Here is a 13,713-nt window from a genome sequence, read left to right on the forward strand (position 1 = left end):
CTTACTTAAACAAAGAGTTCAAATTAATTTCTTTTTTCTCCCTCAATTTACTTACGATTTTCAAAAAAGCAATTGCAGTAATATAAGCATCGCCCAAAGCCGTGTGTCGGTCTTTTTTTGAAATGTCAAATTTATCGGCAAGATCGTCTAAAGTATAATGATCTTTGCGCTCAAACAAATGAGATTTTATTAATGTCTTTTTGTATAAAATAGTCGTATCTAATCTTTTGTTAGTTAGTTCAGGTAAACCATTTCGTTCAAGAGCTTTGTTAATCATAGTAACATCAAAAGTAGTATGATGCGCAATAATTATCGAATCGCCTAAAAAGGTCAAAAACTGTTGTAAAGCTTCTAATTCAGTGGGACGTTGAATTATAAATGCTTTCAAAATACCATGAATCTGAGCAGTAGATTTATCATAATGATCCTGTTCGATATAAACCTCAAAACTATCCTGAATGGCGATTATCCCGTTTTGGAGGATTAATGCGCCAATACATAAAATTCGGTCATTATCATAGTCTAGACCGGTAGTTTCTGTATCTAAAACAACAAAGCGAGTTTCTTCTATACTGATGCTTTCATCAAACAGATTTTCTTCTTTTTTCCAAAAATTAAATAAATTCATATCTATACAACGTTTGAAACATTAAATCTTATACTAATCAATTCCTGAAGCTCTTTTATCGTTTTAAAAGTCCTTTTAAGCTTAATTTTCTCCATTTTAGATAAAGATTCTAATGCAATAAACTGACCGGAATCATTGTGCAAAAGCCCTTGTTTGGTTCTAAATTTTAATAAAGCCTTAAACGAATACGAACAAGATAAATACAATTCTCTATTATTGGGTTCCAGCTCTGCTAATTTTTCAAAACGTTCTGCAGTATTGCTTATTCCTTTTACCGAATGTGATAAAATCAAAACACGTGCAGCATCAGTAAGAGGCATTAAAGCCCTTCTTTTAATATCAAAATTATCTTTGTTAGCGCCATCTTGTTCTACCAGAAATTGTCTAAAAAATCCGGTAGGAGATGGGCTTTGCAAAGCACCACTCACCAAATGGACATAAAAAATAGGGTTTGCTTTTATGTTTTCAAAAATAAAATCAGAAAGTTCATTTGTAATTTCGGCTTCACCATAAGTGAGGCTATAATCAAAGAAAATAAAAGACAATAAAACTTCATTTTTCCCGGGATTTGTAATCCAGTGATTCACTTTACTTTTCCATTCATCAAGACTCATACACCATTTAGGGTTTGAAGCCATCATTTCGGCAGGGCAATAATCGTATCCAATATCAAACAAACCTTTGTTAACCAACGCAGCAAATTTTAGAAAATAGACTTTTGTTTCCTCTCTAAAAACCTCAGATACATTCTCGTACACAATAGCATTATCTTGGTCCGTATGCAGCATTTGTTCACTTCTGCCTTGACTTCCCAAAGCCAGCCACGCAAATTTTACAGGTGGCGGACTGCTCATTTTTTCGATACAAATTTCGATAACCCGTGTCATACAAGCCTCATTCAACTCGGTTATGATTTTAGCAATCAACGTCATAGGAATGTTCTGATCTAAATAACCCTGAAGTAATTGCGTTATTCGGGCGCGAATAGGCTTAATTTCTTTTGGTTTCTTGGCCCTTTTTAAAGCTTTTATTAAAACAGCAGGATTATTTCCTAAAGCCACCATAACATCATGTTTGGATAAGATTCCAACGGCTTTGGTATTTGTTGTTCCGTCTTTGGTCAGACATAAATGGCTAATATTACTTTTCATCATTGCCATTTGCGCCTCCGTAACCGTCATTTTTTTAGGATACGTAATAACCGGTTTCGTCATAATGGTTTCTGCCGTTGTCAGAATCGAAAAATCACCGGTTACGATTTTATTACGTAAATCTTTGTCCGTAATAATCCCAATTGGCAACATTTCATCAACGATTAATATGGCACCAACTTTTTTCTTATTCATGATTTTTGCAACATCTCTAGCGGTTGTAGACGGACTGCAAGTGACAATTTTTTTAGAATATTCTATAGGCTGTAAATCAAATGAATCTTTATTAGATTGCAGATGATCGTGGACTAAATCGTCGCCATATAACTTATCCTTATGGATATCAGAATATGGATTACGGGTATTTGAGGCGTAGCTTTCGATCAGGAAATTACCAACAGTCCTATTTTCAAGTGCGTAGGGTTTAAAAACGGCAATTGGAATCGCATATAAAATGCTTTCTTCATAAGCGACCGCTTCCATGATATAATTTTCCTGTGCCAAAAGCGGACGTAATCCAAAAATGTCACCTTCATCACACATGTCAAGAACATTGTTTTTCTGATTTTTTTTGAGTGCTACAGCACCTTTGTGAACCACATAAAAGGAGTCATGCGTTTTATCATTTTCGGCAAATATAACGGCATCTTTATCTTTGTAAACAATTGAAATTTGTTCAGATAGTTTTTCTAAGTCTTTTTGATGTAAAAAACTAAAAGGAGGAAAGTCCTTTAAAAAATCAGCAACTCTATGCGAAATGGTATTTTTCATGCGTAAAATTTAGGTTTTGCCACAAAGGCACAAAGACACTAAGATATAAAATTTGCGCCTTTGTGCCTTTGTAGCAGAATTAGTAGTTATTTACTCGATTTTAAAAACCTTTCCTCGTTGTTTTTGATCAGAACCAACCATTCCAAATTCAAAAGTATAAGAATCTTTAGAAGTCGTGAGAATCTTCATATTAATTGCTTTTTCCTCCGCCATGTTTTTTGGATGTTTCTTCTGCAAAATATATTCGCAATCGCTTACCCAACGCACCGTTGACGTATCGGTTTTTCCTTCAAAAGTTTCGATTTCGATACCATCTTTGCGTTCAAAAATGGTTGTTTTTTTAACACCATTAACTTCAAATTCAAATTTGAATTTTCCATTTTTAAAATCCTTGCAATTGTGTTCTGCATCGTAACATGACAATAATGTTAGCAGCGGTAAAAAGAATATAATTTTTTTCATTTTTAAGTTTAAGTTATTTTTTTAGGAGCTGTTTCCTGCTGTTCCTTCCAATCTTTTGTGCCTCCCGAAGCCTCGGGACCGGCACAAAAGGATTTTCCCTTCCATCAGGGCTAGAAAGTTAACGGTTAATCAAGTACCAGTTGTATTATAATATGTTTTTATAAGAGTTAAATTTTCTGGATATAAAACTCTTTTAATTTTTTAGATTCTTGTACTTCTTCTCTCGTTTCTTCTTTAGATTCACTCTTTGCTGCTTTTGGCCAAATATGAAAACCTCCTTTTGTCATCGCTTCAGCTTGTTGAAAAATGCTTGTCGAAATATTAGCAAAAAAACTCAAATCTTCTGGGTTGTCCCAAAGACCCCAAATACCATTTTCGTCAATATCTCCGGCATAATTAATAATATGCGTTGAATAGGTTTTGATCATTTTAAGTTTAAATTGTTCCAAATTATAAGAACCATTCCATCGAAACGAGTTGACGTCATCAATTCCTGAACCGGAAATAATAGAATTTGCAAAACTCAATTCAATAGACATTTTGTGTTGGTGAGGTGAATTAGAATAGCAATAAAATCCTTCCCATTCTCCACTTGGCAAGAAATGATGTGTTTCGTTTTTGTTGTCTTTCATATTTATAGTTCTGGAATAAATACAAGAATTACTATTTCAATCTTTTTAATTCGTCATCGGTAAAGTTCTTGATTTCTTTTTCCTTGGCAAACTTTTCGGCATTATAATTTCCTGATTTATTCCTTGGAATCGATAAACTATCCCAACTATTATTTTTTAGCTGCTTGGCATAAAAAACAATTTGACCAATATGATACGGATAATGCGCTAATTGCCTGTTTATGGCTTCAATAACCGTATGACCTTCGTTGCGAATATAAATAATATCAGAAAGTTGATCTGGTTTTAAATTATTTAAAGCATCCAGAAAACAATCCCAGCCTTTATTCCAGTTTTCTAAAACTTCCTCTTTTGATTGCAAATCATTTTCAAACTCGGCATCGCGATTACGCCATTCCTTTTCACCATCCGAAGTTAAAAAGTCGGTCCAGCGAGACAACATATTGCCAGAGATGTGTTTTATAATGGTGGCAATACTGTTGGTATCTTCGTTAATGGCTACAAAAAGCTGTTCTGGTTCTAATTGATCCATTGCTTTTTCGCCTAACATTTTATAATACAAAAATTGTTTTTTAACGCTTTCTAAGTAAGATTCTGTTGCATTCATGTTCGTGTTTTTTTGCCACGAATTTCACGAATGTACACGAATAAAAATTTTTATTTTGTGTTTAAAAATTAGTGAAAATTCGTGAAATTTGTGGCAGTTTTTTTAAATTATTAACGATTGTTTTTAAACAATTTTAATATCGTATTTATCTAAAAGCCCAACAATTCCGTCATTTGAAAATTGCGCTTTTCTCATCGGATTAAATTCCGGATCAATTTTGTAATTGTATGCGGTTTTAAAATTAACCGCTGCCAATTGTGTATCATTAAAAATTGCTCCTTCCAGATTACAATTGTCAAAAACCGAACTTGTTAAGTTGGTTCCTATAAAAGTAACTTCTCTTACAGAACAATTGACAAACTTGGTTTTGGGCATTTTTTTATTCGAAAAAACAGCGTAATCCAAAGTGCTTTCCTCAAAATAAACCTGAAATAGAAAATCGTCACATTCGTTAAAAGCGATTCCAAGAAGTTTACAATTTTTAAAAGTAACATTCTTCAAACTGGTACTAAATAAACTCGTCATTGACAAATTACAGTCAATAAATTCGCAATCTAAGAAAGTATTGTAGGCAAAATTGCTATTCGAAAAATCACAGTTTTTAAAAACACAATCTTCAAACTCCCGATTGTTTATTTTTTTGTCAATATAGTTGACTTTCTCGAAGGTTTTCTGAATATGAATTAGACTTTCCATGAATGTTTTCTTGGTTTCTGAGCATTGTGACGTACTCGAAGGATGTAAATATTCTGTTGTGTTATCTGGTATGAAATAGTATAATTGTAAACAGCATAAACTCTAAAAGTACCATCATTATTGATCTTTTGTTTGTCTGGTTTATATATTTCCGGTTGTGTTTTTAGTATTTCTGTGCTGTCAAAAATGGTATTAACTACTTTGTCTGCAATTGTAATTGATTTACTCTCAAAGAAAATGTAAAAATGTACGTCTTCTAATTGATCTAAAGCATCGCTCGACCAAATTATTGTCTTCCCCACTTTTTTGCAATTTCTTTAGCTTCGTCTTCAGAATAAAAATTACCTTTTTTGATATTTTCTAAGGCATTTTCAATATCCAAATTATAAGCTGCATCTGAGTCAACTGTAGAGTTGTTTATAGATTGCAAAAGATGTTTTAATTTTTCTAAAAAAGAAGGATCTTTTACCTTATCAATTTCTTGATGAATCCAGTTTAGTTCTGCTTGTATATTCATAATAAAGAATTTTAGTAAAGATACAAATTAGTCGTTAAACAAACCTTTCATGATGATTTTCAATCCGTAAAAAATCAAAAACATAGCACTTAAACAAGCCACAATTCCAATTCCTAAAACCAAATAATGCCAATTGGTATGTTGGTTCATAAAAGCATTATAAATTAAGGAAGGACCAATAAATAATAATGGCAATGAACCCGTTAAATATTTAATTCCTTTTCCCAGTAATTCTTTATTTGTTGCCATTTTTTGTTTTGTTTTGAAAAGTTTCAAGTTTTTTTAGTTTCAGGTTTATCACAATCTTTTCATTTTCGACAGAGGAGAAATCACACAAGAAACTCCGTTCCCATAATCGCTAATCTTTGCCGAGCTACTTTATGTGATTTCTCCCTTCGGTCGAAATGACAAAAATGCGTATATCAGCTTTGAGCTTAGGCTTTCGACAAAGTTTCTTACACTCTTGGTTTAAAACTTTGACAAAGAGCGACACCCAGCCTTACGATCTTAAAAAACTTGTTTTTTCAACTTATAGCTTTGAGATCTTTGCGAAAAACCTTTGCGAACTTTGCGGTAAAAATTATGCGATTAGGCAAACATTTTATTCAAAAACTTTTTACTTGTTATAATTATCAACAGCATTTCTCACGCTGCCGTATTTTTTTAATAATTCAGAAGCAACTTCGTATGAAACCGTAATTTCTCCCATAATCATTTTTACACCTCTGTCGACCAGTTTGACGTTACTCAACTGCATGTCGACCATTTTATTTCCTTTTACTTTCCCCAGCTGAATCATGGCTGCAGTCGAAATCATATTCAGGACTAATTTTTGAGCTGTTCCAGCTTTCATTCTGGAACTTCCGGTAATGAATTCAGGGCCAACAACTACTTCAACCGGAAATTGGGCAGTCAAAGCTAATGGACTTCCTGCATTATTTGTAATGCATCCGGTCACGATATTATTTTGATTACAGGTTTCCAGACCACCAATAACATAAGGTGTAGTTCCGGAAGCTGCAATACCAATTACGACATCGTTTTTACCAATATTATTGGCTTGCAAATCAATCCAGGCTTGTGTTGCATTGTCTTCTGCATTTTCTACAGCGCGACGAATTGCAGTGTCGCCACCGGCAATAATTCCGTTTACCAAATCAAAAGGAACTCCAAAAGTAGGAGGACATTCAGAAGCATCGACAACGCCTAAACGCCCTGATGTTCCGGCTCCGATGTAAAACAATCGCCCGCCTAATTTTAATTTATCAACTACCTGAGCTACTAAATTTTCAATTTGTGGTATCGCTTTTTCTACAGCGTCAGGTACAGTTTTGTCTTCCTGATTGATATTCATAAGCAATTCATGAACGGACATTTTTTCTAAATGCTCGTATTTTGAAGCTTGTTCTGTGGTCTTTGTAAAGGTCATTTTCTCGTATAATTACTCCAGTCCAAAATTAATCTTTTTTATCGCAATTTTTCGAACCTTTTTAAAAGAACTAAAATATTATATTTGTTACATATTAAAAGATAAATGGATAAGTTAGGCTTTTTGGATGGCGTTGCCCGTATTGCTGTTTTTGTTTCGTTATTGCTTGCAATTTTTTTACTGACAGTAAAAACTGAAAATAAATTGGCAAACCGACTTTTTGCCTGCTTTATTATTTTTTCGGCAATTGATTTCACCGGACTTTTAGATTATACATTTCCCGATCAGTATGTGAATTTAGAGATTTTGAGATCTACAATCTGTTTGCTGGAAATGCCTTTGATTTACCTTTATGTTTTAGCGGTTTGTTATTCTGATTTTCGATTAAAGTGGAAGCATTTATTATATACAATTCCATTTGTGGTTATGAATTTGGTTTTTATGCCAAGATTTTATTTGCAATCAGGCAATTTAAAACAACAGTTTATAGCCAATTATAGTCGAATGCCTGAAGTTTATTTTTTTCATATTCTAATCGAATTACAATGTTGGTTTTATATTGTTTGTATCTTTTTAATGTTGAAAAAATACCGAAAAATTTATCTTGAAAATTATACCAATCCAAGTACTTCTACTTACAAATGGCTTTTTCAGATGAATTGTGTTTTTTTAGGAATGCATTGCATCGCGGCTTCAAAAAATTTAATGCGTTATACGGCTTCAAGAGATACTTTTCTCTGGGGAAATGTTTTGATGGTAATTATGGCTTTGTGTGTAATATGCTGGTTTGTAATGAAAGCGCTAAATCATCCGGAACTTTTTAGAGGAATTAATTCTCACTTGCAACCAACAAAAGATTTTCTTCCTAAAGAGAATCAGACTATAACCCAAACTATTAGCAATCAGGACGAAGCGGTTTCGTATCAAATTTCGGCATTGAAAAATTATATGAAAGAAAAGGAACCTTATCTGGATCCGTCGCTAACGATTCAGGAACTTGCCAATCAATTTAATGTTCAGGTTCGGGATTTATCAATTTTGATTAATCACCATATGAATCAGCATTTCTTTGATTTCGTGAATGAATATCGCATTCAAAAAGCAATGAATATTTTGAAGGATCAATCTAAAAATCAACTTACAGTTTTGGAAATTTTATATGAAGTTGGTTTTAACTCCAAATCATCATTCAATACTTCTTTCAAAAAACACACAAATCTCACGCCCACAGCTTATAGAAACGCTTCATAATAAATGGTTTGATTCTATCATAAAATTCTAGCAATGCTTTCTTTATTGGATCGTGTTAAAAGAACTAAAATATTATATTTGTTAAATAATCAAAAGATAAATGGATATAGATAGCTTTTTAGGTATTATGGGCAGGATGTCAGTTTTTGTTTCATTATTACTGGCATTCTTTTTACTTACGGTGAAAACCCAAAATAAATTAGCAAACCGACTATTTGCGGCCTATTTACTTTTTTTTGTAATTGACAATATCGGAATTTTTATTACGGAAGATTTCGTTAAAAATAATCTGAATTTAGAATTTTTCAGATGGACTACTTGCGCTTTGACAATTCCGGTTTTCTACTTGTATATTTTGTCCGTTTGTTTTGCAGATTTTAGATTAAAAGCCAAGCATTTAATTCATGCGATTCCGTTTATAGTCACAAATACAGTTTTTGTATTCAGGGTTTACTTTTTAAATGATGCAGATAAATTGCAGTTTTATAACCATCGCAGTCAAATGCCCGAATTTTATGGTTTCCAGCTGATGTTAGGTTTCCAAATCATATTGTATAGCATTGCAGTATTTTTGGTTTTAAAAAAGTACAAAGAAATATATCAGGAAAATTATACCAATCCCAGAACTTCTATTTTTAAATGGTTATTTCAAATATCGACTGTATTCTTCGCGCTGTATTATTTATCAATAGCTAAGAATGTTTTAAGATTTACTGATTTTGAGTCATTGTGGATTTGGGCAAATGTTATTATGCAATTTTTGGCTTTAATAGTAACTTGCTGGTTTGTGCTGAAAGCTTTAAACTATCCTGAACTTTTTAGAGGAATAGATTCTAAATTGCAATTAGCAAGAGATATTCTTCCAAGGAAAAATGAAAATACTATTGAAATAAAGGAGGAGAAAAGCGATGTAATTACGACTCAAATTTCGATATTGAAACATTATATGATCGAAAAAGAACCTTTTCTGGAGCCGTCACTTACGATTCAGGAACTCTCCAATCAAATTGAGATTCCGGTTCGTGATTTATCGATTTTGATTAATCATCATATGGATCAGCATTTTTTTGATTTTGTAAACGAATATCGCATTCAAAAAGCCATGAGTATTTTAAAAAATCCTTCAAAAAGGGATTTAACAGTTTTAGAAATTCTGTATGAAGTAGGTTTTAATTCAAAATCGTCTTTTAACACTTCGTTTAAAAAATATACAAACTTAACGCCTACAGCTTATAGAAACGCTTCATAATTAAGGGTTTGTAAAAAGTCGTACTTCGGGCTCAATAAAGTCGAACTGATTTCTTAAGGAGAAATTGGTTCGACTTTTTTTTGTCGGTCGCATGCTCAGAATTTCTAAGGCAACTTTGCTTCAAATTAATCGAACAAGTTTAAAATTAGAAATTATGAAAAAAGTTAACCTCTTTATTTTTTTACTATTGCCTCTTTTTTGTTTAGCACAAACGTCCTTTAAATTAAATGGAAAAATTGCCGACGAAAAAGCGCCAGTTGCCTGGACAGATGTTGTAATCTTAAATCAAGAAGGAAAAATTATAAACGGATCTACAACAAAAGAAGATGGTAGTTTTGAATTGATACTAAACAAAGGATTCTATAAAGTAAAAATAAGTCCGATTGGATATTCTGAATTTGAGAAAGAAATTACGATAGAAAAAGATACCAATTTGGGTTTGATTATCTTAAAAGAAAATGTAACAAATTTGGGTGAAGTAGTCATTCAGTCCAGAAAAAATACAATTGAGCAAAAAACAGATCGTTTGGTTTATAATCTTGAAAATAATGTAACAAACGTTGGCGGAGACGCTTTGAGTGCTATAAATACGGCACCGGGCGTTGTGGTACAAAATGATGTTATTAATATATTAGGAAAAGGGGCTTCTCGTGTGATGATTGATGGAAGAATGATTGAGTTAACGGGTGAAGAATTGAATAATTTTCTGAAATCTATTTCGGCAAGTGATATTAAAAATATCGAAATTATAAGTAATCCTTCTTCAAAATATGAAGCCGAAGGAACTGGCGGATTGATTAATATTGTTATGAAAAAAGGAGCTCGCGATTCCTGGAAAAACACGACAACGGCTTCTTACGATCAAAGTAAGTATGGGATTTATAATTTGAGAAATAATTTTTTTTATAATAAAAATAAGTTCAGGTTTTCGGCCAGCATTAATGGAAAAACAGGTTACAGGAATCTTACAGAAACGCTGGATATGTATTTCGTCGAAGGACCTACGAAAATGGATGTGGTATCAAAATTAAATGAGGAAAGCACTTCTGGAAAAATAGCTTTAGATTATGATCTTTCAGAAAAAACGACGATTGGTTTTCAGTTTTTAAAAGATAATGCCAATCCTAATTTTGACTCGAATATCAGAATTAACAAATATAATGCTCAAAATAAATTAGACAGTTATATCATCAATGAAGGTTTTTTAGACAGAAAATCCGGCAATCAAACGTATAATTTACATTTGATTACAAAGCTTGATTCTCTAAACAGGAAATTATCATTTGACGTTGATTACTTTGATTATAACTCAAAATTCGACAGAAATTTTTTAGCAAAAAACTATACACCAGATGGAACTTTTGTCGACATAGATCAGTCAGCACGAAATCTTTCGAATCAGGATATTGATAATTTGAGTTTTAAGGTTGATATGGAACACCCGCTTCAGACAATAAATTTATCTTATGGAGCCAAAGCGAGTTTTACAAATAGTAAAAGTGATGTTGTTTTTTTTAATACAATTACGGGAACTCCTGTATTAGATACGAATCAAACAAACCAATTTAAATACACCGAAAATAATCAGGCAATCTATATTAGTGGAGATAAAAAAATCAATGATAAATGGAATTTTCAATTAGGATTCCGAGTTGAAAATACGCAAACGAAGGGTTTTTCAGAAACTTTAAATCAGGAAACCGTAAATAATTATTTTAAATTATTTCCAACGTTTTATGCATCTTATAAGAAAAACGAGAACAATAATTTTAGTTTAAACTATGGAAGAAGAATCCGTAGACCTGGTTTCTCTTTGTTGAATCCGTTTCGAGTTTATATTAGCAGTAATAGTTATTCAGAAGGGAATCCGTTTTTGAAGCCGTCTTTTAGTGATAATTTTGAATTTACACATTCGTATAAAACAATATTGAGAACCAATGTTTTCTTAAATGCAATTACAGACGGATATGGCGTGATTTTTACTGCAAATCCAGAAACATTAACTCAGGTTGTATCGAGAGATAATTATTTTAAAGGTATTAATTATGGAATTGGAGAAACGTATTCGGCAAATTTTGCAGATTGGTGGCAGAGCGAGAACTCAGTGTATTTTTTAGGCTCGAAAATAAAATTCATCAAGGATATCAATGCAACTCCGGCGAATAGTCTTGAAGTAGATTTTTCGACAAATAATACATTTTCATTGAGCAAAACATCAAAATTGCAAGTAGATTTTAGTTATACTTCGCCTTATAAAAGTGGTTTGTATGCAACAGGTTATGTGTCTAGTTTGAATATTGGTTTTAAACAAGATTTGTTAAACAAAACAATGCAGATTGCGTTTTTAGTAAATGATATTTTTAATACCTCGTATTTAAAAGATGATGTTTCGATTGTAAATGGCGTAAAGCAGGTTTATAGCCAAAATGAAAGCAACCGATTTGCGCGTTTATCTGTGGTTTATAATTTTGGAAACAATAAAATTAAGGTACAGGAAAGGGGTTTTGGAAATCAGGATGAGAAAAATAGAGCGAGATAATTAGATAATTAGTCAATTAGTCAATTAGATAATTGGAAAATTAGAAATTCTGGAACTTACTGTTTTATCTGTAATTAGTGTCCTAACAGGTTTTTTCAACCTGTTAGGTATTATTTTAAACGAGAGGAGTTTTTTTGCGTGAGGGATAGGAATAAACTACCGAAGTAGTATGGATAGCCCGACCGGATTTGCGAAAGGCGCTTATAAGCGGTTGGTTAAATAGCGCCTTTTGTAAATATGGGCACGCCCAACTTATATAAAAAAGGCTAATAAAATTCCCAGAACTATCATCGAAACTTTGGCAATATTGAATTTATGTCCTTCGCTGCTTTCAAAAATAATGGTAGATGAAATATGGAATAAAATTCCAATTACGATTGCTGTTATCTGCGTGTAATATTCATTTAAGAAGGATAAATATTCAGAAGCAATCGTGCCTAACGGCGTCATGACAGCAAAGGTAATCATGAACATAAAAATGGCTTTTTTGTCCAGATTTGCATTGATGAAAAAGGTTGTCAGAATTACTGCAATTGGCAAATGATGAATGGCGATCCCAACGGCTAAATCGTGGTGATGACTAACGGGAAACCCTTCTAAAAAGGCATGAATACACAAGCTAATGAATAGTAACCACGGAATCTGTGACATTTGTGCATGTCCGTGAACGTGTCCGTGTTCGGCACCTTTTGAGAAGAATTCTAATATGATCTGGAATAATATCCCTACCATTATAAACAACCCAATTTGATGATTATGGGATTCGTAAACTTCAGGCAATAAATGCATTACGGTTAACGATAACAAAAACGAACCGCTAAATGCTAACAACAATTTTAGATTGGTTTTGTTTTGAGGTTTCAAAAACAAAGCCACAATATATCCCAGAAGTACAGAAAATAAAGGTAGTAAGTAATTCATTTCGTGTTTAATCGGTTTTTTTAGGGTTAATCGTTTAACTGTTGATTTGTTTAATCGTTTAGACGCTTAAACAATTGAACGATTTACCAATTATTTAAAAATCATGATTAATCGTTCGCTTTCGGTTTTGTGAAACTTTTTGAGTTTATAATCTCCAAAGATATCCAGCAGGAAAATTCCGGCTTCTGCCATTAAATCTTCAAAGTCTTTTAAAGTCAGGGCTTTTACTTTTTCGGTAAAATGGTAGTTTCTGCCTTGATCTTCAAAATCTATTTCTTTAAAAATATGCCCGTCCTGAACGTATCTTTTAATTTTGAAATCGATTCCGTCTACTGATTTTACTTCCTCGGGAACCAAAGTTTCAATTACCTGAGCAACATTCATAAAATCAATTACGGCAAAACCATATTCAGACAAACTTTCTTTGATTGCTTTTAGAGTCGTTAAATTGTCATCGTCACTTTCAAAATACCCAAAACTGGTAAATAAATTGAAGATAGCATCGAATTTTTCTTCGAATGGCTCACGCATATCGTGCACTTTAAAATGCAGTGTTTCGTTGCTGTTTTTGCTGGCTTCGGCAATGCTGTTTTCGGATAAGTCTGCGCCTAAAACATTAAACCCTAATTGGTTTAAGTAAATGGAATGACGTCCTTTTCCGCAGGCTAAATCTAGTACTTTTGCTTTTTCAGGAAGATTTAGATAATGCGTAAGATTATCCATAAAAATCTGCGCCTCTCGGTAATTTCGGTCTTTATAAAGAATGTGATAATACGGAGTATCAAACCATGATGTGAACCAGTTTTCGGTGTTACGCTCCTGATTTGGTGTTGATGAGTTTGGTGCTTCAGACATTTATT

The 13,713-nt window shown here is 32.7% G+C and carries 15 protein-coding genes; 3 read left to right on the plus strand and 12 right to left on the minus strand.

Annotated elements, in window-relative coordinates:
* Position 1: 1 nt before the first annotated feature.
* From EAH81_RS04910 to murQ, 10 genes are all read right to left on the minus strand, one after another.
* A complete protein-coding gene (locus tag EAH81_RS04910; RefSeq protein WP_140504389.1) occupies positions 2–628 on the minus strand; it encodes a PolC-type DNA polymerase III in 627 nt (208 codons plus the stop codon).
* 2 nt (positions 629–630) lie between these two features.
* Positions 631–2,550: a DUF294 nucleotidyltransferase-like domain-containing protein gene (locus EAH81_RS04915; protein WP_140504390.1), complete on the minus strand. Its 1,920-nt coding sequence runs from the start codon at positions 2,548–2,550 to the stop codon at positions 631–633.
* 90 nt (positions 2,551–2,640) lie between these two features.
* A complete protein-coding gene (locus EAH81_RS04920; protein ID WP_140504392.1) occupies positions 2,641–3,012 on the minus strand; it encodes a DNA topoisomerase IV in 372 nt (123 codons plus the stop codon).
* Positions 3,013–3,179: 167 nt separating this feature from the next.
* A complete protein-coding gene (locus tag EAH81_RS04925; protein ID WP_140504394.1) occupies positions 3,180–3,644 on the minus strand; it encodes a hypothetical protein in 465 nt (154 codons plus the stop codon).
* Between the two features lie 31 nt (positions 3,645–3,675).
* Positions 3,676–4,251 (minus strand): DUF1572 family protein, encoded by a 576-nt coding sequence (locus EAH81_RS04930; protein ID WP_140504396.1) that lies wholly within the window; start codon positions 4,249–4,251, stop codon positions 3,676–3,678.
* A 123-nt stretch (positions 4,252–4,374) separates the two neighbouring features.
* Positions 4,375–4,947, minus strand: a complete 573-nt coding sequence (locus EAH81_RS04935) for a pentapeptide repeat-containing protein (protein ID WP_140504399.1) — start codon at positions 4,945–4,947, stop codon at positions 4,375–4,377.
* Positions 4,935–5,249, minus strand: coding sequence for a type II toxin-antitoxin system RelE/ParE family toxin (locus EAH81_RS04940; RefSeq protein ID WP_140504402.1), 315 nt, complete (start codon positions 5,247–5,249; stop codon positions 4,935–4,937). The genes EAH81_RS04935 and EAH81_RS04940 overlap by 13 nt, the downstream gene beginning before the upstream one ends.
* Entirely contained in the window at positions 5,234–5,464 is a 231-nt protein-coding gene (locus tag EAH81_RS04945) for a hypothetical protein (protein ID WP_140504405.1), read from the minus strand. The genes EAH81_RS04940 and EAH81_RS04945 overlap by 16 nt, the downstream gene beginning before the upstream one ends.
* A gap of 27 nt (positions 5,465–5,491) precedes the next feature.
* Entirely contained in the window at positions 5,492–5,713 is a 222-nt protein-coding gene (locus EAH81_RS04950; protein ID WP_140504408.1) for a DUF6095 family protein, read from the minus strand.
* A gap of 367 nt (positions 5,714–6,080) precedes the next feature.
* Positions 6,081–6,893, minus strand: a complete 813-nt coding sequence (murQ, locus tag EAH81_RS04955; RefSeq protein ID WP_140504410.1) for an N-acetylmuramic acid 6-phosphate etherase — start codon at positions 6,891–6,893, stop codon at positions 6,081–6,083.
* A gap of 105 nt (positions 6,894–6,998) precedes the next feature.
* Between murQ and EAH81_RS04960 the strand changes: the two genes are divergently transcribed.
* The 3 genes from EAH81_RS04960 to EAH81_RS04970 all read left to right on the plus strand — a co-directional run bounded on the left by EAH81_RS04960 (position 6,999) and on the right by EAH81_RS04970 (position 11,932).
* The gene (locus tag EAH81_RS04960; RefSeq protein ID WP_140504413.1) at positions 6,999–8,144 is read left to right on the plus strand and encodes a helix-turn-helix domain-containing protein; all 1,146 of its coding nucleotides are present in this window, start codon (positions 6,999–7,001) and stop codon (positions 8,142–8,144) included.
* Positions 8,145–8,244: 100 nt separating this feature from the next.
* Positions 8,245–9,393: a helix-turn-helix domain-containing protein gene (locus EAH81_RS04965; RefSeq protein ID WP_140504416.1), complete on the plus strand. Its 1,149-nt coding sequence runs from the start codon at positions 8,245–8,247 to the stop codon at positions 9,391–9,393.
* 154 nt (positions 9,394–9,547) lie between these two features.
* A complete protein-coding gene (locus EAH81_RS04970; protein WP_140504418.1) occupies positions 9,548–11,932 on the plus strand; it encodes an outer membrane beta-barrel family protein in 2,385 nt (794 codons plus the stop codon).
* 252 nt (positions 11,933–12,184) lie between these two features.
* Here EAH81_RS04970 and EAH81_RS04975 read toward each other — a convergent pair whose 3' ends face one another.
* Both EAH81_RS04975 and EAH81_RS04980 read right to left on the minus strand, forming a co-directional pair.
* Positions 12,185–12,853 (minus strand): ZIP family metal transporter, encoded by a 669-nt coding sequence (locus EAH81_RS04975; RefSeq protein WP_140504420.1) that lies wholly within the window; start codon positions 12,851–12,853, stop codon positions 12,185–12,187.
* Positions 12,854–12,943: 90 nt separating this feature from the next.
* On the minus strand, positions 12,944–13,708 hold the full coding sequence (locus EAH81_RS04980) for a class I SAM-dependent methyltransferase (RefSeq protein WP_140504423.1): 765 nt from the start codon (positions 13,706–13,708) through the stop codon (positions 12,944–12,946).
* Between the last annotated feature and the right edge of the window lie 5 nt (positions 13,709–13,713).

Origin of the sequence: Flavobacterium pectinovorum (assembly GCF_006438875.1) — a bacterium.
GTDB lineage: Bacteria > Bacteroidota > Bacteroidia > Flavobacteriales > Flavobacteriaceae > Flavobacterium > Flavobacterium pectinovorum_A.

Excerpts from the sequence above, each read along its gene's own strand:
- murQ (WP_140504410.1), bottom strand. The coding sequence starts at position 6,893 with ATGACCTTTACAAAGACCACAGAACAAGCTTCAAAATACGAGCATTTA.
- EAH81_RS04975 (WP_140504420.1), bottom strand. The coding sequence starts at position 12,853 with ATGAATTACTTACTACCTTTATTTTCTGTACTTCTGGGATATATTGTG.
- EAH81_RS04965 (WP_140504416.1), top strand. The coding sequence starts at position 8,245 with ATGGATATAGATAGCTTTTTAGGTATTATGGGCAGGATGTCAGTTTTT.
- EAH81_RS04950 (WP_140504408.1), bottom strand. The coding sequence starts at position 5,713 with ATGGCAACAAATAAAGAATTACTGGGAAAAGGAATTAAATATTTAACG.
- EAH81_RS04980 (WP_140504423.1), bottom strand. The coding sequence starts at position 13,708 with ATGTCTGAAGCACCAAACTCATCAACACCAAATCAGGAGCGTAACACC.
- EAH81_RS04945 (WP_140504405.1), bottom strand. The coding sequence starts at position 5,464 with ATGAATATACAAGCAGAACTAAACTGGATTCATCAAGAAATTGATAAG.
- EAH81_RS04930 (WP_140504396.1), bottom strand. The coding sequence starts at position 4,251 with ATGAATGCAACAGAATCTTACTTAGAAAGCGTTAAAAAACAATTTTTG.
- EAH81_RS04925 (WP_140504394.1), bottom strand. The coding sequence starts at position 3,644 with ATGAAAGACAACAAAAACGAAACACATCATTTCTTGCCAAGTGGAGAA.
- EAH81_RS04935 (WP_140504399.1), bottom strand. The coding sequence starts at position 4,947 with ATGGAAAGTCTAATTCATATTCAGAAAACCTTCGAGAAAGTCAACTAT.
- EAH81_RS04920 (WP_140504392.1), bottom strand. The coding sequence starts at position 3,012 with ATGAAAAAAATTATATTCTTTTTACCGCTGCTAACATTATTGTCATGT.
- EAH81_RS04970 (WP_140504418.1), top strand. The coding sequence starts at position 9,548 with ATGAAAAAAGTTAACCTCTTTATTTTTTTACTATTGCCTCTTTTTTGT.
- EAH81_RS04960 (WP_140504413.1), top strand. The coding sequence starts at position 6,999 with ATGGATAAGTTAGGCTTTTTGGATGGCGTTGCCCGTATTGCTGTTTTT.
- EAH81_RS04910 (WP_140504389.1), bottom strand. The coding sequence starts at position 628 with ATGAATTTATTTAATTTTTGGAAAAAAGAAGAAAATCTGTTTGATGAA.
- EAH81_RS04915 (WP_140504390.1), bottom strand. The coding sequence starts at position 2,550 with ATGAAAAATACCATTTCGCATAGAGTTGCTGATTTTTTAAAGGACTTT.